Origin of the sequence: Streptomyces sp. NBC_01471, from assembly GCF_041438865.1 — a bacterium.
Classification (GTDB): Bacteria; Actinomycetota; Actinomycetes; order Streptomycetales; family Streptomycetaceae; genus Streptomyces.
On the sequence record NZ_CP109450.1, the window covers coordinates 46,559 to 72,986 of the forward strand.

At 70.8% G+C, this 26,428-nt stretch carries 25 protein-coding genes; 15 read left to right on the forward strand and 10 right to left on the reverse strand.

What is annotated here, in order from left to right; genetic code table 11:
• Nucleotides 1-80 precede the first annotated feature (80 nt).
• Nucleotides 81-506, forward strand: a complete 426-nt coding sequence (locus OG285_RS00250) for a nuclear transport factor 2 family protein (RefSeq protein WP_356833093.1) — start codon at nucleotides 81-83, stop codon at nucleotides 504-506.
• A 147-nt stretch (nucleotides 507-653) separates the two neighbouring features.
• Here OG285_RS00250 and htpG read toward each other — a convergent pair whose 3' ends face one another.
• Nucleotides 654-2,621: a molecular chaperone HtpG gene (gene htpG / locus OG285_RS00255; RefSeq protein ID WP_371789750.1), complete on the reverse strand. Its 1,968-nt coding sequence runs from the start codon at nucleotides 2,619-2,621 to the stop codon at nucleotides 654-656.
• A gap of 293 nt (nucleotides 2,622-2,914) precedes the next feature.
• Here htpG and OG285_RS00260 point away from each other — a divergent pair, with 293 nt between their 5' ends.
• A complete protein-coding gene (locus OG285_RS00260) occupies nucleotides 2,915-3,970 on the forward strand; it encodes an SDR family oxidoreductase (RefSeq protein WP_371789751.1) in 1,056 nt (351 codons plus the stop codon).
• An 89-nt stretch (nucleotides 3,971-4,059) separates the two neighbouring features.
• Nucleotides 4,060-4,695: a DUF1707 domain-containing protein gene (locus tag OG285_RS00265; protein ID WP_371793422.1), complete on the forward strand. Its 636-nt coding sequence runs from the start codon at nucleotides 4,060-4,062 to the stop codon at nucleotides 4,693-4,695.
• Nucleotides 4,696-4,753: 58 nt separating this feature from the next.
• Here the strand turns inward: OG285_RS00265 and OG285_RS00270 are convergent, their stop codons facing one another.
• Together OG285_RS00270 and OG285_RS00275 are read right to left on the reverse strand one after the other, a co-directional pair.
• Entirely contained in the window at nucleotides 4,754-5,086 is a 333-nt protein-coding gene (locus tag OG285_RS00270; protein ID WP_356833041.1) for a helix-turn-helix domain-containing protein, read from the reverse strand.
• Nucleotides 5,087-5,269: 183 nt separating this feature from the next.
• Nucleotides 5,270-5,641 carry a hypothetical protein gene (locus OG285_RS00275; protein WP_356833039.1) on the reverse strand — a complete coding sequence of 124 codons (372 nt, stop codon included), beginning with the start codon at nucleotides 5,639-5,641 and terminating at the stop codon, nucleotides 5,270-5,272.
• A gap of 357 nt (nucleotides 5,642-5,998) precedes the next feature.
• On the opposite strand from OG285_RS00275, the gene OG285_RS00280 reads away from it, so the two are divergent.
• The gene (locus tag OG285_RS00280; protein WP_371789752.1) at nucleotides 5,999-7,285 is read left to right on the forward strand and encodes a cytochrome P450; all 1,287 of its coding nucleotides are present in this window, start codon (nucleotides 5,999-6,001) and stop codon (nucleotides 7,283-7,285) included.
• Between the two features lie 5 nt (nucleotides 7,286-7,290).
• Here the strand turns inward: OG285_RS00280 and OG285_RS00285 are convergent, their stop codons facing one another.
• On the reverse strand, nucleotides 7,291-8,217 hold the full coding sequence (locus OG285_RS00285) for a serine hydrolase (protein WP_371789753.1): 927 nt from the start codon (nucleotides 8,215-8,217) through the stop codon (nucleotides 7,291-7,293).
• A gap of 652 nt (nucleotides 8,218-8,869) precedes the next feature.
• On the opposite strand from OG285_RS00285, the gene OG285_RS00290 reads away from it, so the two are divergent.
• The 4 genes from OG285_RS00290 to OG285_RS00305 all read left to right on the forward strand — a co-directional run bounded on the left by OG285_RS00290 (nucleotide 8,870) and on the right by OG285_RS00305 (nucleotide 12,551).
• A complete protein-coding gene (locus tag OG285_RS00290; RefSeq protein ID WP_371789754.1) occupies nucleotides 8,870-9,880 on the forward strand; it encodes a chitinase in 1,011 nt (336 codons plus the stop codon).
• Nucleotides 9,881-10,030: 150 nt separating this feature from the next.
• Nucleotides 10,031-10,675: a LysE family translocator gene (locus tag OG285_RS00295; RefSeq protein ID WP_371789755.1), complete on the forward strand. Its 645-nt coding sequence runs from the start codon at nucleotides 10,031-10,033 to the stop codon at nucleotides 10,673-10,675.
• A gap of 82 nt (nucleotides 10,676-10,757) precedes the next feature.
• Entirely contained in the window at nucleotides 10,758-11,669 is a 912-nt protein-coding gene (locus OG285_RS00300) for a serine/threonine dehydratase (protein ID WP_371789756.1), read from the forward strand.
• Nucleotides 11,670-11,744: 75 nt separating this feature from the next.
• Nucleotides 11,745-12,551: an HAD family hydrolase gene (locus OG285_RS00305; RefSeq protein ID WP_371789757.1), complete on the forward strand. Its 807-nt coding sequence runs from the start codon at nucleotides 11,745-11,747 to the stop codon at nucleotides 12,549-12,551.
• 140 nt (nucleotides 12,552-12,691) lie between these two features.
• Here OG285_RS00305 and OG285_RS00310 read toward each other — a convergent pair whose 3' ends face one another.
• The 3 genes from OG285_RS00310 to OG285_RS00320 form a co-directional block, all read right to left on the reverse strand.
• Nucleotides 12,692-13,567, reverse strand: a complete 876-nt coding sequence (locus OG285_RS00310) for an SGNH/GDSL hydrolase family protein (protein WP_371789758.1) — start codon at nucleotides 13,565-13,567, stop codon at nucleotides 12,692-12,694.
• Nucleotides 13,568-13,660: 93 nt separating this feature from the next.
• A complete protein-coding gene (locus tag OG285_RS00315; protein ID WP_371789759.1) occupies nucleotides 13,661-15,148 on the reverse strand; it encodes an FGGY family carbohydrate kinase in 1,488 nt (495 codons plus the stop codon).
• A complete protein-coding gene (locus tag OG285_RS00320; protein ID WP_356833021.1) occupies nucleotides 15,145-16,203 on the reverse strand; it encodes a 2-hydroxyacid dehydrogenase in 1,059 nt (352 codons plus the stop codon). Before OG285_RS00320 ends, OG285_RS00315 begins: the two co-directional genes overlap by 4 nt.
• Before the next feature lie 184 nt (nucleotides 16,204-16,387).
• On the opposite strand from OG285_RS00320, the gene OG285_RS00325 reads away from it, so the two are divergent.
• The 4 genes from OG285_RS00325 to OG285_RS00340 all read left to right on the forward strand — a co-directional run bounded on the left by OG285_RS00325 (nucleotide 16,388) and on the right by OG285_RS00340 (nucleotide 20,790).
• Nucleotides 16,388-17,032, forward strand: coding sequence for a histidine phosphatase family protein (locus tag OG285_RS00325; RefSeq protein ID WP_371789760.1), 645 nt, complete (start codon nucleotides 16,388-16,390; stop codon nucleotides 17,030-17,032).
• Nucleotides 17,029-17,802 carry a DeoR/GlpR family DNA-binding transcription regulator gene (locus OG285_RS00330; RefSeq protein ID WP_356833017.1) on the forward strand — a complete coding sequence of 258 codons (774 nt, stop codon included), beginning with the start codon at nucleotides 17,029-17,031 and terminating at the stop codon, nucleotides 17,800-17,802. The genes OG285_RS00325 and OG285_RS00330 overlap by 4 nt, the downstream gene beginning before the upstream one ends.
• 111 nt (nucleotides 17,803-17,913) lie before the next feature.
• Nucleotides 17,914-19,248 (forward strand): MFS transporter, encoded by a 1,335-nt coding sequence (locus tag OG285_RS00335; RefSeq protein WP_356833014.1) that lies wholly within the window; start codon nucleotides 17,914-17,916, stop codon nucleotides 19,246-19,248.
• A 72-nt stretch (nucleotides 19,249-19,320) separates the two neighbouring features.
• Complete coding sequence (locus OG285_RS00340) at nucleotides 19,321-20,790, forward strand: FGGY-family carbohydrate kinase (RefSeq protein WP_371789761.1); 1,470 nt, start codon at nucleotides 19,321-19,323, stop codon at nucleotides 20,788-20,790.
• A gap of 77 nt (nucleotides 20,791-20,867) precedes the next feature.
• On the opposite strand, the gene OG285_RS00345 is transcribed toward OG285_RS00340, so the two are convergent.
• Complete coding sequence (locus tag OG285_RS00345) at nucleotides 20,868-21,359, reverse strand: protein phosphatase (protein ID WP_371789762.1); 492 nt, start codon at nucleotides 21,357-21,359, stop codon at nucleotides 20,868-20,870.
• A gap of 149 nt (nucleotides 21,360-21,508) precedes the next feature.
• Nucleotides 21,509-22,279: an AraC family transcriptional regulator gene (locus tag OG285_RS00350; RefSeq protein WP_356833008.1), complete on the reverse strand. Its 771-nt coding sequence runs from the start codon at nucleotides 22,277-22,279 to the stop codon at nucleotides 21,509-21,511.
• A 98-nt stretch (nucleotides 22,280-22,377) separates the two neighbouring features.
• Between OG285_RS00350 and OG285_RS00355 the strand changes: the two genes are divergently transcribed.
• The gene (locus tag OG285_RS00355; protein WP_356833006.1) at nucleotides 22,378-23,241 is read left to right on the forward strand and encodes a phytanoyl-CoA dioxygenase family protein; all 864 of its coding nucleotides are present in this window, start codon (nucleotides 22,378-22,380) and stop codon (nucleotides 23,239-23,241) included.
• Nucleotides 23,242-23,287: 46 nt separating this feature from the next.
• Here OG285_RS00355 and OG285_RS00360 read toward each other — a convergent pair whose 3' ends face one another.
• A complete protein-coding gene (locus OG285_RS00360) occupies nucleotides 23,288-24,517 on the reverse strand; it encodes an aromatic acid exporter family protein (protein WP_356833004.1) in 1,230 nt (409 codons plus the stop codon).
• Nucleotides 24,518-24,806: 289 nt separating this feature from the next.
• On the opposite strand from OG285_RS00360, the gene OG285_RS00365 reads away from it, so the two are divergent.
• Both OG285_RS00365 and OG285_RS00370 read left to right on the forward strand, forming a co-directional pair.
• Nucleotides 24,807-25,832 carry a cytochrome c oxidase assembly protein gene (locus OG285_RS00365; RefSeq protein ID WP_371789763.1) on the forward strand — a complete coding sequence of 342 codons (1,026 nt, stop codon included), beginning with the start codon at nucleotides 24,807-24,809 and terminating at the stop codon, nucleotides 25,830-25,832.
• A gap of 192 nt (nucleotides 25,833-26,024) precedes the next feature.
• The gene (locus OG285_RS00370; protein WP_371789764.1) at nucleotides 26,025-26,399 is read left to right on the forward strand and encodes a hypothetical protein; all 375 of its coding nucleotides are present in this window, start codon (nucleotides 26,025-26,027) and stop codon (nucleotides 26,397-26,399) included.
• Nucleotides 26,400-26,428 lie beyond the last annotated feature (29 nt).

Below are 26,428 nucleotides of genomic sequence, written 5' to 3' on the forward strand. Positions count from 1 at the left end.
AGCACCGCGATGCGGATCCCGCAGAAGCGGAAATTGACGTACGACGACCCACAGGAGAGGAACCGCACGTGCCCACAGCCATACCCCCGACCACCCGCGACGTGGTGGAGGAGCTGCTGCGCCGGATCGGTGCGGGCGACCCCGAGCGGATCGCCGAGCTGTACGCCGAGAAGGGCGACTGGAAGCTGGACTGGCCGGAGGCCGAGCACGGGCGCACGGCCACACCGTGGATCCGCCACCGGTCCACCCGCGCCGACGCCGCAGCGCACTATCGCGAACTGGCCGAGCACCATGTTCCCGGGCCGGCGGCCACCGAGATCGAGCGCATCCTCATCGACGGCGGCGACGCGGTCGTGCTCGGGGAGATCCGACAGACCGCCAAGTCCACCGGGCGCGCGTACCGTGCTCGGTTCGCGCTACATCTCACGGTCGAGGGCGGCCTCGTCACCCGGCACCACGTATACGAAGACAGCCTCGCCGTCACCCAGGCGTTCGAGACACCGTGATGCGGGGCGGCCGGAGCCTCTGGAACGCGAACGCGCCTGCCCTTGCGACTGGTTGGCGGCCAGCGGGGGGAGCGTCCCGCGCAGTGCGGCGGGACGCTCCCCCCGGAACCGGAACCGGAACCGCAACCGGAACCGGATCCGGAACGGTCAGAGGGTGCGCTCCAGACGGTCGGCCAGCAGCTTGACGAAGCGCGACGGATCGCTCAGCTCGCCGCCCTCGGCGAGCAGCGCCATGCCGTGGAGCAGCTCCGCCGCCTCTTCGAGGCCGCCGAGGGCGGTGTCGTCCGTCCGTTCCGCGTACGCCTTCTTCAATCCGGTGACCAGGGGGTGCCCCGGATTGAGTTCGAGGATGCGCTTGACGTGGGGAACGGCCTGGCCCATGGCGCGGTACATGTTCTCCAGGGCGGGCGTCACATCATGGGTGTCCGACACGATGCAGGCAGGTGAGACGGTGAGACGCGAGGAGAGGCGTACCTCCTTGACGTTCTCGCTCAGCCGGTCCGTCATCCAGGTGAGCAGGCCCTCGAACTCCTGCTGCTGCTTCTCGCGCTCGGTCCCGGCCTCCTTCTTCTCCTCCTCGGTGCCGAGGTCGACCTCACCCTTGGCGACGGACCGCAGCTGCTTGCCGTCGAACTCGGGCACCGCTTCGACCCACACCTCGTCGACGGGGTCGGTGAGCAGGAGGACCTCGATGCCCTTCGCCCGGAACGCCTCCATGTGCGGAGAGCTCTCCAGGGCCTGACGGGACTCGCCCGTGAGGTAGAAGATGTGCTCCTGACCGTCCTTCATGCGTTCCACGTACTGCGCCAGCGTGGTCGGCTCGTCCGCGCTGTGGGTGGTGGCGAAGGAGGAGACAGCGAGGAGGGCGTCGCGGTTCTCGAAGTCGCTCAGCAGCCCTTCCTTGAGGACGCGCCCGAACTCCCGCCACAACGTCGCGTAGCGCTCCGGCTCGCCGGACATCATGTCCTTGACCGTCGACAGCACCTTCTTCGCCAGACGGCGGTGCATCAGCTGGATCTGCCGGTCCTGCTGGAGGATCTCGCGCGACACGTTGAGCGACAGGTCCTGCGCGTCGACAACACCCTTGACGAAGCGCAGATACGGCGGCATCAGCGCTTCGCAGTCGTCCATGATGAAGACGCGTTTCACGTACAGCTGGATTCCGCGCTTGTACCCCTGCGTGAAGAGGTCCTGCGGTGCGTGCGCCGGGATGAACAGCAGCGCCTGGTACTCGAAGGTGCCCTCCGCCTGCAGCCTGATGGTTTCGAGGGGGCTGTTCCAGTCGTGGCTGATGTGCTTGTACAGCTCGTGGTACTCGTCGTCCGTGACCTCGTCGCGCGAGCGTGCCCAGAGGGCCTTCATCGAGTTGAGGGTCTCGGGCCCGGCGGGGGCGCCCTCGTCGGCAGCCGCCTCCGCACCTGCCTCCGTCCCGCCGTCACCCGCGTCGGCGGCCGCGGAGTCGGTGACCAGCCGGACGGGCCAGGTGATGAAGTCCGAGTAGCGCTTGACGATCTCCCTGATCTTCCACGGGGAGGCGTAGTCGTACAGGCGGTCCTCGGAGTCCTCCGGCTTGAGCCGGAGGGTGACCGCGGTGCCCTGCGGGGCGTCGTCGACGGTCTCGATGGTGTACGTACCCTCACCGGTCGACACCCAGCGGGTGCCGTGGCTCTCGCCCGCGCGTCGGGTCAGCAGGGTGACCTCGTCGGCCACCATGAAACTGGAGTAGAAACCGACCCCGAACTGACCGATCAGTCCGTCGGCGGCGGCGATGCCCTCCGCTGTCTTCTCCTTGAGCTCCTGCAGGAACGCGGCCGTGCCCGAGTTCGCGATCGTGCCGATGAGCTGGACCACTTCGTCGTGCGACATCCCGATGCCGTTGTCGCGCACAGTGAGCGTACGAGCCTTCTCGTCCGGCTCTATGGCGATGTGGAGATCGGACACGTCCGCACCGAGGGAGTCGTCGCGGAGGGCTTCGATGCGAAGTTTGTCGAGCGCGTCGGAGGCGTTGGAGACGAGTTCACGCAGGAACACGTCCTTGTTCGAGTAGATCGAGTGGATCATCATCTGCAGAAGCTGGCGCGCTTCCACCTGAAACTCGAACGTCTCAGTCGGCATAATCCGTGCTTCCTTCTCAGGTCATCAAGTGACAGGACTGACCTGGGAACTCTAGATGAGCCGATGGCGGTGCAGGTCCCGTTCACCACCCTCGACACCGGCGTGACGGTGCGGGCCGCCGCCCTCCGAACCGCACGAGCCCGACCCGGGCCACCCCCCAAGGTACGTCTTGCGTCATACCTTGAGTCGTGATTCACTGCGCAGGTACGAATTCAGTCGTACCAATCGGGTGCGCACAAGTCCCCTTCAAAAGCAGCCCCGTTCAGGAGCAGAGCCCCTCCAGGAGCAGAGTCATGAATCCGGAACGCAGAGTCGCCCTGGTCGTCGGGGCGAACGGAGTGGTCGGTCGCGACACCATCCAGCACCTCCGCGGTCTCGACGACTGGGAGATCATCGGCGCTTCCCGGCGCGGAGGCACGGACACCGACCGGGTCCGCTACATCGCCGTGGATCTGCTCGACGCCGATGACGCCCGGGAGAAACTCGGCGGGCTGACCGAAGTGACACACGTCTTCTACGCGGCATTCCAGGACCGGCCGACCTGGGCGGAGCTCGTACCCCCGAACCTCGCCATGCTGGTGAATTCCGTTGATGCCGTCGAGCCGGTGGCGCCCGGCCTGCGGCACATCAGCCTGATGCAGGGCTACAAGGTCTACGGCGCGCACCTCGGACCGTTCAAGACGCCGGCCCGGGAGAGCGACGCGGGACACATGCCGCCGGAGTTCAACGTGGACCAGCAGTCCTTCCTGGAACGCCGCAGCCAGGGCACGTCGTGGACGTGGTCCGCGATCCGGCCTTCCATGGTGGGGAGCTCCGCTCTCGGAAACCCGATGAACCTGGCCCTGGTCATCGCCGTGTACGCGTCCATCTCGAAGGAACTCGGTCTGCCCCTGCGGTTCCCGGGGAAGCCCGGCGCCTACACCAGCCTCTTCGAGATGACGGACGCCAACCTGCTCGCGAAGGCGACCGTCTGGGCGGCGAGCGACACGGGCGGAGAGGGCCAGGCGTTCAATATCGCCAACGGCGATCTGTTCCGGTGGGACGAGATGTGGCCCAGGATCGCCGCGTACTTCGACATGGACGTCGCCCCGCCCCTGCAGATGTCGCTCTCCACCGTCATGGCGGACAAGGAGGCCCTGTGGAACGAGATGTCAGCGCGGTACGGTCTCGCCCACTCCTACGACGAGGTCTCCTGCTGGAACTTCGGCGATTTCGTGTTCGGACTGGAGTACGACATGTTCGCCGACACGTCGAAGTCACGTCGGGCCGGCTTCCACGAGTACGTCGAGACCGAGCAGATGTTCATCCGCGTCTTTGAGGAGTTCCGGAAGCAGAAGATCATCCCGTAGCCACACCGCCGGACGTCGCCATCACCCACCATGACCCGCCATCACCCAGTGTTGCGGGACTCCGGGCCATCCACCAGAATGCGGGCATGATGGGTGAACCGAGGCCTACCGATGGCTCTTCCGGGGGCGGCGCGACACCCGGGCTGCGGGCTTCCGACCGGGAGCGGGACCAGGTCGTGGAGATCCTCCAGGTGGCCGCGGGCGACGGGCGGCTCACCGCGGCCGAGCTGGATGAGCGCCTGGACGCCGCGTTGTCCGCCCGCACCCTGGGACAACTGGCCGAGCTGACCGCCGATCTGCCGTCGGAAGGGATGCCTCCCCAGGCCCGGGATCTGGTCCGGATCGACCAGCGTTTCGGTGATGTCACCCGCACCGGGCGCTGGTTGGTTCCACGTCGCATGGAAATCCGGTTGATGTTCGGTGATGCGAAGCTGGACTTCAGCAACGCGGTGATCACCCACAGCCAGCTGCACATCGATGTCGACCTGCGCATCGGGGGAAACCTGACCCTGGTGACCCGGCCCGGCATCGTGGTCGACACGGACGACTTGGAACGCAGCAGCGGCGACATCAAGATCCGGCCGGCGTCCGGCCCGGACGCTCCCGTCACCCTGCGCGTGCAACTGTCCGGGAGGTCACGCGGCGGCGACATCATCGCCCGGCCTCCGCGCCGCAAGCCCTCGGAGTGGCTGAGCCGCCGCACGCCGAAGAGCATCGGCCGCTGAACGCGGGGCCCGGACACGACCTGGGACAGGGCCCCCGCGTCGAGCGGAGCCTGCGGCGTCACGCCGACGCGCGGGTGGTCCCGGTCTCCTGGGCCAGCAGTCCCAGCAGGCCGGGAAACCTCTGCTCGACCTCCGGGCGCCTGAGTCGCACCCCGCGGCGGTTTCCGTAGTCCACATCCGTGACAAGGCCCGACTCGCGCAGCACCCGGAAGTGATGGGTGCAAGTCGACTTGGTGACCGGCAGGTTGAACGACGCGCAGGTACGTTCCGGATCCCCCGGTTCGGCGATCAGCTCTGTCACGACACGTCGGCGCAACGGGTCGGAAAGGGCCGTCAGGACCTTGCCGAGGTCCATCTCCTCAAGGCTCGGATGCCCCAGCTCGTCCGCCATGATCACTCACCCCCGGATACGGATTGCTTCGTACCGCGTAGTTCGACCTGCCCTATAGGTATTACTGCCACCATACCTAAGCGGGCCGGGATTCCTCCCCGGGCGCGGGAACGACCCCCGCCCGCTCGGTTCCCCGGGACGAGGAACCGAGCGGGCGGAGCAGCGGCTCAGCAGCTCAGCGGCTCAGGAGAAGACGACCGAGCGCAGCTTCAGCCGCTCCGAGGCGTGCCCTCCGTGGGGACGCAGGGTGAAGTGGTCACCCCGGCAGTCGGTGCCGGTGAATACAGTCGCCGTGGCATCGGTGAAGTTGCGCGGGCTGTCGGCGGGGGTCGTGAACCACTCGTGGGCCACCTCGGGAAGCGTGATGCACTCCCGGCTGGAGGGATTGGCCAGGCCTCCGATGTGCGGGGCGCCGCTCGGGTCATGGAAGACGTAGAGGAAGTCGCCCTCCGCGGCCGAGGCCGAACCGGAGAAGGACAGTGTGAGGGCTGCCGCGCCGAGGGCGGCGGTGACGATGCGGCGCAGGGCGCGGCGCGGACGGGGCTGAGGCTTCATACGGGGGATCCCTTCATGACGGTGCGTGTGTGCGATCCCGATCTGCCCGGATCCACACAGCGTGATACCTCAGTCACTCCAAGGAGTGGACGCCGAACGGGGTGGTACAGGAGTGACCTGGGAGCGCGCGGCTGCCCTGCACGCACCCACAGGTGCGGGCCCCTGGGCGTCGACACGCCGTCGCCGGGGTAGGGGCAAGCACCAGCGGTCATCCGCCTCCTCCGGCTTCCCCAGGGGCGCCGACCGTCAGGCTTCCGTACCGGCGACAGCGGCGAACCGAGCCGCTCCGTACAGAATTCAATCCCCCTCGCCCCTCCCCCCCATGGCCTTCACTTCGCGGACGCTGTCCCGATCTGAATGGAGAACTCCACCGTGGCCCAGCCCGAGCCCGCCGCATCCGAGCCCATCCCCCTCGACCCCACCGGCGCGGCATCGCACTCCGAACATCGCACGCTCCGCGCGCAGGGCGCCGCCGCCCGCGTCGACATCCTCGGCGTCACGGCGTGGGCCGTCACCGACCCCGTGCTGCTGAAGAAATTACTGACCAGCCCTGACGTCTCCAAGGACGCCCGGCAGCACTGGCCTTCGTTCCCCGATGTCGTCCGGACCTGGCCGCTCGCCCTGTGGATCGCCGTCGAGAACATGTTCACCGCCTACGGCAGCGAGCACCGCAGACTGCGGCGGCTGGTCGCCCCCGCGTTCAGCGCCCGCCGGATCACCGCGCTGAAGCAACGCGTCGAAGAGCTGGCCTCCGAGCTGGTCGACGCCCTGGAGGAAACGGAGAAGACGGAGCCCGGGCAACCGGTCGACCTCCGCGCGCACCTCGCCCACCCGCTGCCCATCCGCGTCATCAGCCATCTGATGGGGCTGCCCAGTGATCGCAGCGACGGGTTCCGGGCGGTCGTGAACGGTGTCTTCGACACCACCCTCTCCATCGAGCAGGCCACCGCCAACACCGGCCTGCTCTACGAGGTTCTGGACGACCTCGTCGCAGCGAAACGGGCTCAGCCGGGCGACGACATGACATCCCTGCTCATCGCCGCACGGGACGACGAGGGCGACGGGTCGGCGCTCTCCGAACGGGAACTCCGCGACACCCTCCTGCTGATGATCAGCGCCGGCTACGAGACGACCGTCAACCTGATCGACCAGGCCATCACCGCACTGCTGACCGATCCCGCCCAGCTGGCCCATGTCCGCTCCGGGAAAGCGTCCTGGCCCGACGTCGTCGAAGAGACGCTGCGCATGGAACCAGCGGTCAAGCATCTGCCGCTGCGTTACGCCGTACGCGACATCGCCCTGCCCGGCGGCCGGACGATCGGCCGGGGCGAAGCGATCCTCGCCTCGTACGCCGCAGCCAACCGCCACCCCGCATGGCACGGCGAGCACGCCGACACCTTCGACGCCACCCGTACCTCACCGGAGCATCTCGCCTTCGGCCATGGCGTCCACTTCTGCCTCGGCGCACCGCTGGCCCGTCTTGAGGTCGCCACCGCCCTCCAGCAGCTGTTCGACCGCTTCCCCGGTGCCGAACTCGCCGTACCCGTAGGGCAATTGGCCCCAGTGGCCTCACTGATCAGTAACGGTCATCAGACCCTGCCGGTCCGTCTCCACCCGGCCGCTTCGCAGGACGCCATCACGTAGGCCGCTCAGCTGCTCGCCGCCCCGACCTTTCCGTTCAGATCGCGGTGGATGACACGGGCAGCACCCTCGATGGTGTCGATGCCGTACGCCATCGTCCGGTTTCCGCCGGACAGAACCGTCATGCCGTAGTCGTGGCCGTGCCCGGTGAAGAAGCCGACACTGTGCACCCGCCAGCCGCCGGTCGCACGGGACAGCCAGCCGTTCTTGACATGCGTCGTGGCGGTGGCCGGTGCCCCCGCGGGCACACCCCACTTCTGGTCGGTTTCGACCTTTGCCATCAGACCCAGGGCATAGCCGCGCGAGGTCTGGTTCAGTACGGAATTCTCCGTCGAGAGGAGCTGCATCAGCGTGAGCTGGTCGGCCGCGGTGATCTGGGTGAGGCCCCACGATCCGCCGGCGCCCGGGACGGTGTGCCGCATCTTCGCGAGAGCGAGGAAGTGCTTGACGCGGGTCACTCCCAGCTGACGCCAGAGCGCGGAGGTGGCGTCGTTGTCGGACTTCGTGATCATCGCCGTGGTCAGTTTCACCTCGCGCGCGGTCAGCTTGCGGTGCGACTCCTCGGCCTCCCGCAGCAGCGTTCCCAGCACTGTGACCTTGACCACGCTCGCCGAGTCGAAATGCGTACCGGCCTTGAACTCACAGCTGGTCTTGGTCGTGCGGTCGTAGACGGCCAGCGCCGACGCGTCCTTGCGGCCCTTGAGCGCGCCGGCTATGTCGTGCGTCAGCTCCGGAGCCAGGCCGGGCTTCTTCGAGGTGCAGACGACCTTCGAGCCGCCCACGGCAGCGCTCGCGGAGCCGGTGGCGCCCTTTGGTGCCTCTGCGGTACTGGCGGAGGCCGTGGTCGCTCCGGCGAGCGGGGTGAGCAGCGCCCCGGCTGCCACGGAGGCGGCGAGTCCGCGCCGCGCGCAGGCCGGTATGCGTGATCGGTGCATGAGGGTATGTCCTGTTCCCGCGGTGAGTCGAAGCCCGTCTCGCCTGACCTCGCACAACCGGGCCGGAAGGCCGGTCTACCGCTGCTTCGGTGGAGTCCCGCCGGCGGTCCGACCTGCGGCGGACAGCCCGGATCCGGGGTGTGGCCTGCAGAGAAGGTTGCCGGACGGGGGCCTGCCCGCTGTGCGGGCCGACGCGGATTCCCGTTCCTGGATCACAGCAACCGTAGAGGCATCCGAGGCCTGCACATCCGACACTTTGGGGACTTTGTCCGAATTGAGTAGGTATGTCGACGTGTGATGTTCGCCAACCCGCCGGCACGGACGAGCACCGCCCCCCTCCCCCTCCGCGCCGGCTCCACCCCCGGACCTCCGGACCCGAGGCGCACACAGAGGGCACCCGCAGGCATCAGCCGTACGGCCCGGCGAGCACCAAGGCCCCGCTCCGCGAGGGCACTTCAACGCACGTCACCCAAGCCCCGCCATCTTCTCCGCGCACCAGCCCGTGACTTCGGAGTACAGCCTTGACAGCCCTCTTGGTCTAGTCCAATCTCATGTCTGCACGCCGTCAAGTTGTCGCCCAGGCCGACCCCTTGCTACTCCGGCCCACTGCACCTTGATGACGTCCCCCCACTGTCATCGAAAGGACCGGACCATGCGTCGACGTCCCCCCACCACGTCACGTCGAAGGATCTCCGCCTCCCGGACCGCCGCCGTGCTCGCGGCTGCCGGGCTGGCCGCAGCCGGAGCCGCCCTGACCGCTGGTCCCGCTTCGGCGACACCGGTGAGCGTTCAGGCGGCCGGCAGCTTCGCGCCGTACACCGACATGTCCAATTCCCAGGAAGGGCTGCTGGACACAGCGATCACCCAGCACGGCGTCAAGACGTTCACCGCCGGATTCGTCATCGGCTCCGGATGCAACCAGATCTGGGGGGACACGCTGCCGGTGGGCGACGACTCGTACACCGACCCGCTGATCAGCAAGGCCAAGTCCGAGGGCGCATCGGTCATCGTGTCCTCGGGCGGTGCCGCGGGGCTGCCGCTCGCCTGGAGCTGTACGGACCAGAGCGCCATCAACGCCGGGTACCAGAAGATCATCGACTCGTACGGGCCCAGCTCACTCGACTTCGACATCGAGGGCGGCGCCATCGCGGACACCGCTGCGGCGGCACGCAACATGAGCGCGATGAAGACACTCAAGGCGGCGAACCCGGGCCTGACCTTCTCGGTCACGCTGCCCGTGCTGCCCAACGGCCTCACCGCCGACGGCGTCAACATCCTCAAGGCCGCCAAGGACGCGGGCGTCAAGATCGACGTCGTGAACATCATGACGATGGACTACTACCAGGGCTCACAGGACATGGGCCAGGCCGCGATCAGCGCGGGGAAGGCCACCCTCGCCCAGATGCAGTCGGTCGACCCGGGCTACACCTACACCAATCTCGGCATCACGCCCATGATCGGCGTGAACGACGACGGTTCGGTCTTCTCGACGGCCGACGCCTCGACGGTGAAGAGCTGGGCAACCAGCAACGGCGTGGGGCGGCTCTCGTACTGGTCGGTCAACCGGGACCAGTCCTGCGGCTCCGTCGCCACGGCCGCGTCGCCCACCTGCAGCGGTGTGACCCAGGGCCCGCTCGCCTTCGCGGACATCCTCGGCGGCTGAGCGCACCGGGCTGAACCGGCTTCCAGTACAGGGGAGTTCCGATGACCGGGCCCCACGAACAGGTGGGGCCCGGCAGCCGCGGACGCGCCGCCTCTGCGCATCGGAGGATGGTCACTGGTGCCGTAGACCGGTTCCACCGACTATTGCTCCATGATCGGAACACACGCCGTCCTCGGCGTATCAGCGGTGTCGCTCGGCATGGTGCTCACTCCGGGCCCCAACATGATGTACCTCGTCTCCCGCAGCATCACTCAGGGCCGCCGCGCCGGAGTGACATCGCTGGCCGGCGTGGCCGTCGGCTTTCTCGTCTATCTCAGCGCGGCCAACCTCGGGCTCTCCCTCGTGTTCCTGGCCGTCCCCGAGCTGTATCTGGCCGTGAAACTCGCCGGGGCCGCCTACCTGGGATGGCTCGCCTGGAAGGCCCTGCGCCCCGGGGGTACGTCGGTCTTCGCTCCTCAGGAGCTGCCGCCCGACTCCTCCCGGCGCCTCTTCACCATGGGGCTCGTGACGAATCTGCTCAATCCGAAGATCGCCATCATGTACCTCTCGCTCATCCCGCAGTTCATCGACCTCCGCGCGGGGCACGTCCTCCTCCAGGGGTTCGTACTGGGCGGCATTCAGATCGCCGTCAGCCTTGCCGTGAACCTGGCCATCGCCCTGGCCGCGGGGACCATCGCCGTCTTTCTCGCCCGGCGCCCGGTGTGGCTGCGGGTCCAGCGGTATCTCATGGGGACCGTCCTCGGCGCACTGGCCGTGAAGCTCGCGACGGACCGGGGCCCGGCAGTCACCGCGTAGGGCGCCCGCCGGCTGCGGCGAAGGCCCGGGATGCGGCAGCCCTGTTTGCCGTCGCCCGTCCGGCCTGGCGAGGATGGGGAACATGAACCAGATCCCGACGCTCTCGGCCACCGACGTCGCTGCCGCCGCAGACAGAATCCGCCCCCATGTCCGCCGTACGCCGCTGCTGGACCTGGAGATCGACGGACGCCGCGTCATCCTGAAACTGGAGTACCTCCAGCGCAGCGGTTCGTTCAAGCTGCGCGGGGCGGTGAACGCGATGCTGGACTCGGCGTCGGACGACCACGTCGTCGCCGCTTCCGGTGGCAATCACGGCCTCGCGGTCGCCACCGCGGCCGCACTGCTCGGTCTCCCGGCGACCGTCTACCTGCCCGAGACGGCCCCGGAGGCGAAGGCCCGGCGCATCGAGGAGGCCGGCGCCCGCCTCGTACGGCACGGCGCCACGTTCGCCGAGGCCGCCTCGGCAGCGCAGCAGGCCGCCGCGCAGCCCGGCCACCGGTTCCTTCACCCGTACGACGATCCGGCGGTCGTCGCGGGGCAGGGCACACTGGCGGCCGAAGTGGTGGCCGATGTCCCCGCCACGGACGCTTTCGCCGTCGCCGCGGGCGGCGGCGGTCTCACCGCCGGTACGGCTCTCGCTGCGGGCGGGCGGCACGTGGTGGCGGTCGAACCCGAGGGCTGCCGCTCCCTGCACGACGCGCTCGCGGCGGGGAAGCCGGTGAACTCCCCGGTGGACTCGGTCGCTTCGTCGGCGCTGGGTGCCTCGCAGATCGGTGAGGCGGCGTTCGGCATCGTCTCTGCCCATGGCGTGGAGTCGGTGCTCGTCAGCGACGAGGAGATCCTGCGGGCCCGTGACCGCCTGTGGGAGGAGTGCCGGATCGCCGTGGAGCCCGCGGCTGCCGCGTCCTTCGCCGCATGGCTGGCCGGCCGGGTGCCCGGAGAGCTGCCGTGCGTGGTGCTGTGCGGCGCGAATGCCGACTGGACGGCCGGCTGAGTCGCGGCCACCGGCCCGGCGCGGGTAGCCGCACCGCGTGGTCGGGACGGAAAAGGATCTCCCTAGGCTGACGTCATGCCCACCACACCCGCATACGACATCGTCGCCACCGACCTGGACGGCACCCTGCTGCGCCGCGGTGACACCGTGAGCCCCCGGTCCCGCGCCGCGCTGGCCCTGGCCGCATCGGCCGGGGCCAGGCATCTGATCGTCACCGGACGGTCCCTCCCCGGCGTCCTGGGACTGCTCAGCGCTCTGGACTACCGCGGGCCCGTGGTCAGCGGCCAGGGCACGCAGCTGTACGACACCGGGACGGCCCGCATGCTGAGTTCGGTGACCCTCGACCGCGAATCGGCCGACACCGCGCTCGGCAAGATCGAGGCGGAGACGGGACCGGTCTTCGCCGCGGTGGATCAGGACGGGGCCGACGGCCGGACGCTGGCAGAGCCGGGATATCTGATGCCGCACCCCGCGCTGCCCGTCCTGCGGGTCGGGCAGCGCTCGGAGCTCTGGTCCAGGCCGGTCATCAAGGTCCTCATACGTCACCCGCTGCTGTCGGACGACGCGCTGGCGGCCGTCGCCCGAACCGTCGTGGGCGATCTGGTCACCGTCACGATGGCGGGGCCCGGCACGGTGGAGCTGGCGCCGTACGGGGTGGACAAGGGCACCGGAATCGCCCTGGCCGCCGGGGTGTTGGGCCATGACCCGGTACGGACGATCGCGTTCGGCGACATGCCCAACGACCTGCCGATGTTCCGCCGCTCCGGACACGGGGTGGCCATGGCCAACGCCCATCCGGAACTCATCGCCGCCGCTGACGAGGTGACCCTGTCGAACGAGGACGACGGCATAGCGGTCGTCCTGGAGCGCCTGTTCGCCTGAACCGGAGCCCTGGACCTCAGGGCTCCAGACCCTCAGGGCCCCAGCACCGGTCCGGTCCGGCGCGGGGCGGCCGCCTTCCTGGCGGTGGCCGCCCCGCGGCGCGCGGGTGCGCCGAGGGCCGGCGGATCCGCCGCGGTGCGTCAGATCTTCTTCAGGAACGTGTCGGCGATGGCCTGGTAACCGGTGTCGTTGGCATGGATGTCGCCCCGCGCCATGTTCGTCCACTGCAGGATGCGCGCCACGTTCAGCGGTACCTGCTTTCCGTCCAGTGGCGCCAGCGGGAGGAAGGAGTTGGTACGGAACGCCGATGCCACGTCGGCGGTCGGAACTCCGTGAGCCGCGTCGACGAGCCCGATCGTGGCGTTGAGCGTGTCGGCCAGCGGTACGGAGAGAGTCGCCGCGGTCTTCCCCCGGGTACCCGTCAACCATGCTGCCAGGAAGGGGTCGTAGAGGTTCATGCCGACGATCCGGGTCTGCGGGCCGGCCGCCGCCTTGAGCCGGTCAAGGATGGTGTCGAGGCCCGAACCCACTTTCCCGACACCCGACACGGCGCACCCGAGGTCGACGTTTCCGTTCGTCAGGCAGCCGTCGACGTCGTTGGCGCCTATGTCCAGGGTCACCACCACCTGGTCGTCGTGGTGGAGCCGGAGGAAGCTCTCGGCTTCGGCCAACTGCGAGCCGGCGTAAGGATGCGGGTACGGGCAGGGGCCGTCGATCATGGAACCGGTGGTCTCGCCCGGGCACCCGAGTCCGACGAAGTCGAAGGGCCGCCCGGCGTCGGCGGCACGCGCCGACAGCGTCCGGGCGATGTCCTGGGCATAGCCGCGACCGGTGACGTGGCCACCGCCGGGCAGCGTCTGGTATCCGGCGGCCAGTGAGTCACCGAGCGCCAGGTAGTAGCGCGGTGCGGCGGATCCAGTGGCGGAGGCCGGGGCGGAGAACCCCAGCAGCGCGACGGCGGCGAGGAGCGTCGCGGTCAGTGCGAGCCTGGCGGGTCTGAACAGGGAAACGCGCATGGAGCCTCCAACAGAGAGGGCGGAGAACTCCGTTGAGGCTACTGTCTGGTAAGTCGGCTGAGTAGGTCCGGAACAGGACTCACGGCAGCGGCCCTACGCGATGCTCGCCGCGGTCTTCTGCCGTACGGCCGTCGTCCCGCCCCACTGTGCGCGCGCCGAAGTCAGTGCGGTGCGGTAGGCGGCGTAGCCGTCCTCGTAGATTTCGCGGGATTCCTCCCGCGGCTCCACGGTGTGGAACAACTGCGCCTTCGTACCGGGCGGTTCGCCGAGGAACCGGCGTGCCACCCGGACCGCGCCGAGCGCCCCCACCTCGCTCTCCACCGGGACGCGGACCTCCCGCCCCAGGATGTCGGCGAAGAGCTGGGTCCACGGGCCGGACCGGGTGCCGCCGCCGCAGGCGGCGAGCGTGCCGGAGAGACCGGCGGCCTCCAGGCAGTGGCGCGCGGCGTAGCCGATGGCCTCGCACATGGCGCGGACCGCGTCGGCGCGGGTGTGCGCGAGGGTGAGTCCGTTCAACTGGCCGCGGGCCTGCGGGTCGACGAAGGGGGCGCGCTCCCCCGCGTCGGAGAGGAAGGGGAGCGCCGTGACGCCGCGGGCGCCGGGCGGGCTGTCGGCGAGCAGGGCCCCGAGGTCGGCGGTGGCCGTGCCGGTGAGGGTGAGAATCCATTCGAGGGCGGCAGTACCGACCATGGCGGGCATGGAACGCAGCCAGCGTCCGGGGTCGGGCGTGCAGAGCGACATGCCGGCCGGTTCGGCGCAACCGTCCGTTCCGGCGCGGTCGGTGAGAACCTGGCAGGCGAGGGTGGTGCCGACGATCAGCAGGCCGTCGCCCACCTCCCGTACGCCGCTGCCGATGGCACAGGCGGGCAGATCGTACGGGCCCGAGGTGAGCGGCAGTCCCACGGGCAGGTCCAGGAGCGAGGCCCCCTGTACGTCGAGGCTCAGGACGGTGCCGGGTTCCGCGGGGGTGGCCAGCAGATGGGCCTGGCTCTCGATTCCGCAGGCGGCGAGCGCTTCGTGCGCGTACGTGCGGTGCACCGGGTCGAGGAACGGCAGCGTCGCGTCGGACGCGTCCACACTGATCCGGCCGGTGAGGCGCTGGGCGACGGCGTCCACGCAGTAGCCCGCGACGGCCGCGTCGCGGAGGCTCTGCGGCTCGTGTTCCTGGAGGTGGGCGAGGAGCGGGGCGTGGCAGCCCGGGAACATGCCGGAGCCGGTCCGCGCGTACACCTGCTGCACGGTGCCGTCCGCCAGCCATCGCGCGACGCGGTCGGCGGCGCGGCCGTCCATCCAGGAGATGGGCGGACGGACCGCACGGCCCTGCCCGTCGCGCAGCCACAGTCCGTCGCCCTGGCCGGTGAGGGCGAGCGCGGTGGGTGGTGCGGGAAGTGCGGCGGCGGTCTCCCGTACGACGTCGGCGACCGTACGGACGACGTCGTCCAGGTCCTGCTCGACCCGGCTGCCGGGCAGTCGTTCCAGGTGGCTGCGGCGGGCCGCGGTGGCCAGTGGCTGTCCTTCGCTGTCGAAGGCGACGGCCTTGGTGAAGGAGGTGCCGATGTCCACGCCGATGATCACGCTCATGGCCGCGCGGCCTCCTGGACCTCGGGGTTGGCGGGGTGGGCCAGCTTCTCGCCGCGTACGAAACGGCCCGCCTCGGCGGCGGTGATCGCGGCGGCGCGGTGCGCGGTCTGCCGGGTCGCCCCCGCCAGGTGCGGGGCGGTGACGACGTTCGGTGCGGTGTGCAACTGCCAGTCTGCGGGCGGTGGTTCGATGTCGTAGACGTCGAGGGCGAGGGCCCCGATGCGGCCGCTCCTCAGCAGGCCGGGCAGCGGAGCGTAGTCGAGGAGGCCGCCGCGGGCGGAGTTGACGAGCACCGCGCCGTCGGGGAGCAGCTTGAGCTTCTCGGCGTCGATGAGGTGGTGGGTCTCGGGCGTGAGCCGGGCGTGCAGGCTCACCACACCGCTGCGCGCGAGGAGTTGGTCGAGGGTAACCGGTTCGACGCCGTCGGCGCGGGCTGCGACGGGATCCGTGTACGGGTCGGCGACGAGGACGTGGGCGCCGAAGGCGCGCAGGACGCGGGCGACGATCCGGCCGATGGCCCCGTACCCCACGAGGCCGACGGTCGCGCCGTCGAGTTCGGTGCCCGCTTCGTCGTACGCGTAGAAGTCACCGCGCCACGTGCCGCGCCTCAGCTCGGCGTCGGCTGTGGTGATCCGGCGCATGGCGGTCAGCATCAGGCCGACGGCGAACTCCGCTGCCGCCGGGGCGTTGCGTCCCGGTGCGAAGGAGACGGCCACGCCGTGCCGGGTGGCGGCGCCGAGGTCGACGTTGACCGGGCCGCCCCGGGAGACGGCCACCATCCGCAGCTCGGGGCAGGCGGCGAAGACCCGCTCGGTGAACGGGGCCATCTGGGTGACGCAGAGGGCTGCGCCGTCGAGGGCCTCGATCATCTGCTCCTCGGTGCCGCTTGCCTCGTGGACATCGCCGACCGGACCGAAGGGCTCGTGCGGCCAGGGCAGGGTGAGTTCGCCGATCTGCACGCCGCCCGGCCCCTCCCCGGCGCCGAGCTCTTCGCGCAGCGCGGTACGGAGCAGATCGGGGAGGACGAAGTGGTCACCGGCGGCGAGGATGCGCATGGGCTGGCCCTTCTTCGGGTCACGGGGGCACGTGCGTCAGCGGTGCGCACCTGCCCGGCCGCTGCATCACTATCATGGGCGTTGATAGATTTAACATCATCGTTTTGAAGAATCAATGGGCCGACACGGTCCCGGGTGCCACCGTCCCGGGCCGGTGGCACCCGCTGCGAGGGAGCGAGATCCGATGGAGGCCCGACTGCTGCTGGTACGGCACGGTGAGACGCAGTGGCACGCGGAGAACCGGTACGCGGGGGTCTCCGATGTGGCGCTGACCGCGAAGGGGGTGCAGCAGGCGGAGGACCTCGCGGGCTGGGCGCGACGGCGGGGCATCGACGCGGTGGCCAGCTCACCGGTCAGCCGGGCCCTCCTGACCGCCCGTCCGGCCGCGCGGGCGCTCGGCGCGGAGCCCGAGGTGGTCGATGAGCTCCGCGAGGTGGACTTCGGCTGGGGCGAGGGCCGCACCATCGCGGAGATGACGGCCGAGGACCCCGAGGCGGTGCGGCGGTTCCACGAGGACGCGGAGTCCGGGGCCTTTCCCGGTTCCGAGGCGCCGTCGGCCGCCGCGGCCCGTGCGTCGCAGGCGCTGCGCGGTCTGGCCCGGCGCCACCGGGGGGCCACGGTCCTGGTGGTGGCGCACAACACCCTGCTCCGCATGGCCCTCTGTTCGATGCTGGGCATTCCGGTGGGCCGCTACCGGCTGGTGTTCCCCCGGCTCGACAACGCGGCCGTGACGGAGATCGGGGTGAGCGGCGCCCGTACCGCCCTCCGGTCGCTGAACGTCCCCACCCGGCCGGCCCCTCCGGGCGGTACGCGAGACTTGGCCGTATGACGACGACCGGCGCCCAGGCCCGCAGGCAGATCATCACGGAACACGTCCTGTCGAACGGGACCGCGAGCGGCGCCGAGCTGGCGGAGCTCACGGGCGTGAGCCTGATGACCGTGCACCGGGACCTGGACGAGCTGGCCAGGCGCGGGGTGCTGCGCCGGTTCAGAGGCGGGGTGTCCGCGCTGCCCTCGACCGTCTTCGAGTCCAGTCTCGACTACCGGCTCGGTGTCAACACCACCGAGAAGGAGGCCGTCGCGAAGACCGCGGCCGAGCTGGTCGAACCGGGGATGTCGGTGATGCTGGACGACTCCACGACCGCGCTCGCGCTGGCCGCGCTGCTGGTGGAGCTGGCGCCGCTGACGGTGGTGACCAATGCGAGGCGGGTCATCGACCTGTTCGCGGGCCGGGACGGGATACGGCTGATATCGCTGGGCGGGGAGTACTCGCACCCTCATGACTCCTTCCTGGGCGTCGCCTGTCTGGAGGCCGTCGAAGCCCTCTCGGTGGACATGGTGCTGGTCTCCACGTCGGCGATGGACGCCCGGATGACGTACCACCAGGAGCAGGACGTGGTGCTGGTCAAGCGGGCGATGCTGGCTTCGGGCACCCGCAAGGTCCTGCTGATGGACCGCACGAAGCTGGCCAGGACTGCGCTCCACCGGCTCGGCCCGGTGGAGGACTTCGACCACCTCGTGGTGGACGACCGGGTGGACGCGGAGCTGCTGGCCGCGCTGCGGGAGCGGACGGATGTCAGAGTCGCGGCTACGGGCTGACAGCAGGGCTTATTAAAGTATTGCGTGTTAATTTCACAGAGGTCATGATGCGTTCTCGTCGGGGCTGGTACGCCCGTGGGCCGATGACACCTCACTGTGGAGGCACGAGCTATGCGCAGCACCGCCGCAAGCACCCCCGCACGTACGGGAACGGTCTGGGACCGCGCCGGTATCCCCCGGCCGCTCCTGTTCGGCTTCATCGGGGTTCTGATCTTCATGATCGGCGACGGGGTCGAGTCCGGGTTCATCGCTCCGTTCATCAAGGCCAACGGCGCCGGCAGCGAAGTCCGTGCGAGCTATGTGATCACGGCCTACGGCGTAACCGTCATGCTCGCCTCCTGGCTGTCGGGAGCGCTGTCCGAGCTGTGGGGGCCGCGCCGGGTGATGCAGATCGGGCTGACCGTCTGGATCGTCTTCGACGTGCTGTTCCTCTCGCTCGGCGCCGCGCAGGGCAACTACCCGCTGATGCTGGTCTTCTACGGGCTGCGCGGCTTCGGCTATCCGCTCTTCGCCTTCTCGTTCCTGGTGTGGGTGACCGCGACCGCGCCGGTGGCCAGGCTGGGGGCGGCCGTCGGCTGGTTCTACTTCGCCTTCACGGGCGGGCTCCCGACACTCGGCTCACTCACCGCGTCCGTCACCAACCCGCTGTTCGGCAAGTTCGGCACGCTGTGGATCGCGCTCGGCGTGATCGCGGTGGGCGGGGCCTTCTGTCTCCTGGGGGTCCGCGAACGGACCGGCTTCTCGCGGCTGGCACCAACCGGGGTCCGGCCCGTCCAGTCGCTGACCCGCAGCCTCTCCATCGCCTGGACCCATCCGAAGGTCACCATCGGCTGCGTCGTCCGCATCATCAACACCGCACCGCAGTTCGGCCTCTGGGTGATCCTGCCCGCGTTCTTCACCGACGAGATGGGCTTCACGGACGGCGACTGGCTGCGGCTGCTGTCGATCATGTTCGCCACCAACATCTTCTTCAACCTGCTCTTCGGCGTGGTCAGCGACCGGATCGGCTGGCGCACCACCATCGGCTGGTTCGGTGCGGTGGGCTGTGCGCTGAGCGTCCTCGCGCTGTACTTCGTGCCGAAGCTGCTGACCGGGAACTACTGGGTCGCGGTCGGTGTCGGCATGGTCTACGGCGCCACGCTCGCCGGGTTCGTGCCCATCTCCGCGCTGATGCCGTCGCTGGCACCCGGGAACAAGGGCGGTGCGATGGCCCTGCTCAACCTGGGCGCGGGCGGGGCCGCCTTCGTCGGTCCAGCGATCGTGTCGCTCTTCCTCGGCCCGCTGGGCCGGGACGGGGTGGTCCTGATCTTCGCCGGTCTGTATGTCGTCGCCGCTGTCCTGACGCTCTTCCTGAGGCTGCCGAAGGCCTCGGAGGAGGCCATCCAGCAGGGCAAGTCCCTGCACGAGGCCACCGGCGACGAACCGCTCACCGCGCCCGCGACCTGACCGCGTCCGCGCAGTCGCCCTCGCCCTCGCCCTCGCCCTCGCCCTCGCCACAAGAGAGGACCCCCTCCGCAGATGAGTTCCGCCCCAGGTGCCCGGCCCGCGCCCGTGCCCGTCGTCGCGGGCGTCGATGTGGCCACCGCCGCGGTGCGGGTGGTGTGCGCCGACGCCCATGGCCGGGTCCTCGCCGAGGGGCGGGCCCCGATCGCCCCGCCGGAGCGCGGCGAGGGCGGCCGCAGCGAGCAGGACGCCCGGTCCTGGTGGCCCGCGACGGCGGCCGCCCTGCGGCAGGCGACCGGCGCGCTGCCCGGCGGTGGCCGTGAGGTGGCCGCCGTCGCCGTGTCCGCCACCTCGGGGACCCTGGTGCTGGCCGGTCCTGACGGGGAGCCGGCCGGACCGGCCCTGATGTACGACGACCGGAGCGCCGCCGGCGTCAACGCCCGCGCCCAGGAGCTGGGCGCGACCCGCTGGCGGGCGCTGGGGCTGACCGTCGGGCCGACGGCGGCGCTGGGGAAGCTGGTGGGGTACGCGGCCCGGGCCCTCCCGGGCCAGCTGGTGCTGCACACCCCTGACCTGCTCGGCCTCAGGCTCACCGGCCATCCGGTGGCCACCGACTGGAGCCATGCGCTGAAGTCCGGTTACGACCCGCGCGCGGGCGAGTGGGCCACCGAGGTCTTCGACGCGTTCGATGTGTCCTCCCGGCTGCTGCCCGTCGTCCAGGCCCCCGGCACGCGGAGCGGAGCGGTGTCGGCACGGGCCGCCGCCGACACCGGGCTGCCCGTCGGCTGCGAGGTCCGGCTCGGGATGACGGACGGCTGTGCGGGCCAGATCGCCACCGGCGCGGTCGACCCGGGCCGGTTCGTCGGCGTGCTGGGGACGACGTACGTACTCAAGGGCGTGACCCGCGAGTTGGTCACCGACCCGGCGGGCGCGGTCTACAGCCATCGCCATCCGGACGGCTGGTGGCTGCCGGGCGGTGCGTCGAACACGGGCGGCGAAGCCGTCGCCGGGGTGGACGCGGCCCGGCTGCCCGGTCTGGACGCGTCGGCGGAGGCACGGGGTCCGGCCGGCTGTCTGGTCTACCCGCTGCGCCGCGAGGGCGAGCGGTTCCCCTTCGTCTCCGGCGCGGCACGCGGCTTCCGCGTCGGTACGCCGCAGGACGAGGCGGACGAGCACCGGGCAGTGCTGGAGGGGGTGGCCTTCCTGGAGCGGCTGGCCGTGGAGCGGGTGCAGGCGCTGGGGATCGAGGTGCGGGGCCCGCTGTACGCGGCGGGCGGCGGCAGCCGCAGCGCCGTGTGGAACCGCATCCGGGCGACCGTCCTCAACAGGCCGCTGAGCGTGGCGGAACGGGCCGAGACAGCCTTCGGAGCGGCCCTGCTGGCCGCATCGGGCACGCTCCACCCGGACCTCTCCACAGCCGTGGCAGCCATGGCGGGCGCGGGGCGGACGGTCGATCCGGTGGAGGCGGAGCGGGCCGCACTCGACGCTTCGTACGGGCGGTTCCTCGCCGAACTGCGGTCACGGGGGTGGCTGGGCACGGCATGAAGGACGGCCGGGGCGCTGTCGCCCGGACGGGCCGGTGGACGCTGTGGGCGAAGCCGGCCCGAAGGCGGAGCACCGTACTACGGGAAGCGCCGGACGAAGCGGCGCTGCCAGGGGGTCTCCACGGCGTGCGGGTCGTAGCGCTCGCGGACGTACCCGACTGCCTCGGCTCCCGGCACTCCGTCCAGCACCGCGAGACAGGCGAGAGCCGTGCCGGTGCGGCCGCGGCCGCCGTGGCAGGCGACCTCGACGCGCTCGCCCGCCGCGCGTTCCCATGCCTCGCGCAGGGCGCCCGCCGCGGCGGCGCGGTCGGCAGGCAGCCGGAAGTCGGGCCAGCGGATCCAGCGCGACTCCCAGTCGACGGCGGACGGTTCACGGCCCAGGAGGTACAGGGCGAAGGTGGGCGTGGGGCCCGCGGGGAGCGGCCGGCTCAGCCCCCTCCCCCGGATCAGCCGGCCCGACGGCAGTCGCAGTACGCCCGCCGCCGAAGGGTCCCAGGTCTCGACCGGTTCCTGCACCGCACCTCCACGGATCTGCCCGGGCCGCTCCACGGCGGCTCCGCTCCGGTTCATCTTCGCACCGCCCGGAGCCTGCCGGCGGTCGCTGCGCGGGGCCGGGAGACCCGGCCGTGCCGCGGAAGCTGCTGGTCGACCGCGTCCAGCGCAGCGGGAGCTGGTGGCATGGCAGGGCCGGCGCGTCCGGGTGTCCGCCGGACGCGTCCTCAGAACCGGCGCTGCTGAGTCCTGAACGCCGTCGGCGGGACCCCGACGCGGCGGGTGAACAGCCGGGTGAAATAGCCGGAGTCGGTGAAGCCGGTCCGGCGGGCGACCGCCGACACCGTCAGATCGCTCTCCGCGAGCAGTTCCTTGGCGCGGCTGATCCGCACCCGCTGTACGTACTCCTTCGGACCGCACCCCGCAGCCGTCCGTACCGCTGTCCGCAGCGCTTCCCCGGTCAGGCCGAGGGTGCGGGCCAGCTGGGCCACGGACACCGGCCGCCCTGCCTCCCGGGCCAGGGCCGCCAGCACCGGGTCCTCGGCGGCCGGGCGGCCGAGAGTGACGATCAGGTCGTGGACCGCGGCCGCCGCGGCGGTGTCCGGATCGGCCCCGCCGACACAGCGGCGGAGCCGGCCGAAGGAGCGGAGGGCGGCCATCAGGTCGCTCAACGCCCCTACGCCGGGAGGCAGATAGCCCAGGTCCGCGTAGCCGTCGGCCGCGGAACCGTCGAACAGCGCCCAGTGCTCGGTCCAGCCGTCACCGTCGGGGCCGTAGGAGTGCGGGAGACCGGCGGGCAGTCTCAGCAGCGCGGGCGCCTCGACCGGCTCCCCGTTGCAGCTGCCCCGGCCGGCGGTGACCAGAACCACCGCATGACAGTCCAGGGTCCGCCCGCGCACCTGCGGGAGCGGTCCGTCCTGGGCACCGGTACCGAGGCAGACGAGCCCCAGCCGCCGGTGCGGACCGGCCGGGGTGAGGTAGCGGCACCAGCCTGACACGCGCGCCAGCATAGAGGGCCCGCCGTCGCACGGAAGTCCCCGTACCGGCGGGGTTTTGTCCATGCCCGAGGCGGACCCGCTCGGCGAACCTGGCTGCCATGACCACAGCACGTGTCACAGTCCCGGCCCCGTCCGCCCCGCTGACCTCCAACGGCTACGTGCTCGACCGGCGCCCGGAACGGCTCGGCCCGCTCGAACCCGTCCCCGACGGCGAGCGCCACGACCGCGAGGCGCTCCGGCTCAGGCTGCGCCGTGACGGCTACCTCTTCCTGCGCGGCGCCCTGGACCCCGAGCGGGTCCGCTCCTTCCGGCGTCACTACTTCCGCGCGCTGGCACACACCGGTCTGCGCGAGACGGGGCCCGGCCGGACCGACCGGGCGGCGCTGCGTCACACGCTCTTCCGCGAGATCGTGCCCGGCGCGCGCTACCGGGAGTTCTGCGAGCAGCCCGCGATCCGCGACTGGTACGCGTGGTTCCTGGACTCCCCCGTCCATCTGCACCGGCGAAAAATCATCAGGCACCTGCGGGCGGGCGAGAACGGGATCGGCACAGCCACCCAGGCCCACTACGACCTGGTGTACCTGCGCGAGGGGACCGAGCGGGTGCTCAGCTCCTGGATCCCGCTCGGTGACTGCCCGCTGTCCCGGGGCGGGCTCGTCTATCTGGAAGGCAGCCACCGACGGGTGTACGAGGAGGAACGCGCCGGTGTTCTGCGCAGGCCTGCGGCCTCCCTCACCGCCGACCTGCCCGGCCTCGCCGACGAGTACGACGCCCGCTGGCTGGTCGCCGACTACGCGGCGGGCGACATGGTCGTACACAGCGCCTATCTGGTGCACGCCGCGCTGGACAACACCGACCCCGGGGGGGTGGCCCGGCTGTCCACGGACATCCGCTACCAGCGCTCGGGCGATCCGGTGGACCTGCGGTGGCAGCACGACTGGCATCCGGACGACGGGCTGTAGCCCGGCCGACAGCCCCCGGGCCGGGGCCCCGGGTTGTCCCGCCCGCTCAGATCTCGGCCCGGATCCTGCGGGCCACCGCGGTCCCCCGCAGCCGGCGCGCCGCTGACGCGAGCTGCGGATGGCGTTCGCCCAGCTGCGCGGCGCGGAGGTCGAGTTCCTCGGTGAGCCGCTCGGCGCGCTTCTCCACGTCGAGTTCGTCCAGGATGCGGTCGATCTCGGCGAGCAGCGCGCCGTGCAGCTGCCACTGGCGGGGGTGCTGCCGCACGTTCTCCAGGAGGAGATGGGCGACCCGGTCGCGGGTGACCCCGGCGTCCGCCAGCGCCGCCGTCAGCCGGGACTCGGCATCCTGCGCGCTCTGCGCGACCGGCGTGGTGATCAGTACGGCGAAGCTCTCGATGGCGTCGGCGATGTCCCCCATCAGTTCGTGCAGAGCCGAGGCCACGTCGTCCGGAAAGAGCGACTCCTCGGTGCGCTCCTTCGCCAGGTCCGTCATCGTCCGGGTCAGCACCCGCAGCACCACGGCGCAGATCTCCAGGGTGTCCAGGCCGGTGCGCAGCACTACGCGCGACAGCAGGCCCTGGCGCACCCGGGGGTTGAGCAGCAGGCTCTCCTCGGCCTGCCGGAGCGAGGCGTCCACCTCGACGATGTCGTGGTCGAGTCTGCGCGCCTCGTGCAGCCGTGCGGCGGCCTGCTCGACCGGTGTGTGGCCGCCCGCCTCGGCGCCGATGGCCCGGAGCATCCTGCCCATCGACTCCGCCATCTCCTCGATGGAGCTGCCGGCGGTCTGGACCCAGACCGGCGGTGCCAGCAGCAGGTTGAAGAGCAGTCCCACACCCGCACCGATCAGCGTCTCCAGGATGCGGTCCCAGGCGGTGGCGGCCACCTGGGAGACGCCGAGCACCAGCATGGAGCTGATGGCGACCTCGGGTACGAACTCGTAGACGCGCACGAACCGTCCCACGATCAGCGCGGTGAAGATCGTCAGGCCGAGACTCCACCACGTCAGTCCGACGAGTGTGCTGAAGCCGCTGGCAAGGAGCACTCCGACGACGACGGCGTTCACCCGCCTGATCCCGGTGGTGAGCGTCGCGTAGAGCGTGACCTGGACCACGAGCAGGGCCGTCAGCGGTGCGGTGAGGGGGGCCGGCTGCGGCAGGGCCAGCACCGCGACCACGTACGCGATGACAGCGGCGGTCGTGGACCGGAGCGTCTGCACCCCGACGGGCTCCACGGTCCGTCGGACCAGATTGATCACGGGTGCGGACACATCAGGCATTCCGGTTCCTTCCTGCGCGGGTGGTGCCTCCGTGTCCCGGCGTCGTCGCGCCCGTCCAGACACGGCAGCGGCCAGTGTGACGGCGCCCGGGGCCGACGCGCCGACAGGCGCACCGGGGTGTCGCGTCGGCCCCGCCGGGAGGGAGCGGGAATCATCGGCGGGACGCCGCGTACGGACCGGCGTCGGGTGTGCGCCTCGCGTGGCGCCCCGGACGGAGGCGCCCGATGTCACGGGACTACCGTGGTACGGCCCCCACGGCGGTCCTCGCGGGCGGGTGCGAGAGGTAAGGATGTCTGGAATGAACCTGCCGGATCTGACCTTTTCCCGGTTCCCGGCGATGTGGCAGCTCGACGGTCCTGCCCTGCTGCTGGTCCTGGTTCTGGGCGGGCTCTACGGCTGGGGCGTGGTGCGGCTGCGGCGGCGCGGCGAGCAGTGGTCCGCGGGCCGTACGGCGGTCTTCGCCGTGCTGGGTCTCGGCACGATCGTGGTGGCCACGATGTCGGCACTCGCCGTCTACGACGAGGTGCTGTTCTGGCCGGCCGCCGTGCAGAACATCCTGCTCGATCTGTTCGCCCCGCTCGGCCTGGCGCTGGGCGACCCGCTGTCGCTGGCCTGCCGAGCGCTGCCGGAACGCGTGTCGGCGCGCGTGCGCCGTGCGGTGACCGGCAGGTTCGCCCGGTTGCTGGCCTTCCCTCTGGTCAGTTCGCTGCTGGTCCTGGTGTCGGAGCTCTGCGTCTACTTCACGCCGTACTTCGAGACCGCGCTCCGCCACGGCGCGCTGCACCAGCTCATGTACCTGCAGCTCCTGGCGGTCGGTTGTCTCTTCGTGCTGCCGGTCCTCACCGAGGAGGAGCTGCTGCCCGCCTGGTGCAGTCATCCGGTGCGGGCCGCGATGGTCTTCTTCGACGGGCTCATCGACGCCGTCCCCGGCATTGTGGTGATGACCAGCGGCACCCTCGTCGCAGGCACCTGGTACACGCAGCACTCCCCCGCCTGGGCGCCCGGCGTGCAGCGGGACCAGCAGATCGGCGGCGGTGCGATGGTCACGCTCGCGGAACTGGTCGGGGTGCCCTTCCTGCTGGTGATCTTTGCGCAGTGGGTCCGTTCCGAGCGGGCCAGGACGGTGGCTCTCGACCGGCGCCTGGACGCCGAACTGGTCCGTGCCGCACCCCGTTCCGCACCGGTACCATCCGACGGCTCCGCGACATCCGCGACCGTCGCGCGGGAGAGCCCGGCCGAGCCCGAGCGGGTCCGTCCGTGGTGGGAGTCGGACGGCGGCATCGTCGGTGACCGTATGCGCCAGGGCCGTCCGTAGCCGCCCCGTCCCCGGACGGACGTCACCGCGAGGCGCCCGCGCATGACCAGCGGTTTCCGGGATACGTGTACTGCTGGCCCGGGCCGTCACGGCGGCACCGCATACTGAGGTGCGCCATGCGAGGGGGCCACCGTGGTCCGCAACCGCTGATGCGCCCGGATCACCAGGTCAAGAGGGGTATGGGGCAACGGGATGAATTCTGATCAGGACAGCAGGGCGCGAAGCGGCAGCGACTACGAGGCGCTGCCGCCCACGGACGGGCAGCGGGCGGGCTGGCACTGGGTGCAGCAGCGCGCCAAGGGGCTGACCCACCACCAGGCGAAGGCGGCCCTCGAAGCGGCCCGGCAGACGGCGGAGGAGAGCTCACGGCGCGACGGCCCGGAGCGGGAGCGTGCCGAGGCCGAGATCGAGGAGTGGGAGCGCATCACGGACGCGCTCGCCGATCACGACGGGCGTTACGATCCCGATGTCGATCCCTTCGTCCAGGGCGAGCTGGCCGGTCAGGCCGACCGGGAGCCGGGCGGCCTCCCGTCCGTGCCCCGGCCCGCCGGGGACGGCGCCGCCTGACAGCCGGGACGGGGCGGAGGGGGAATGCG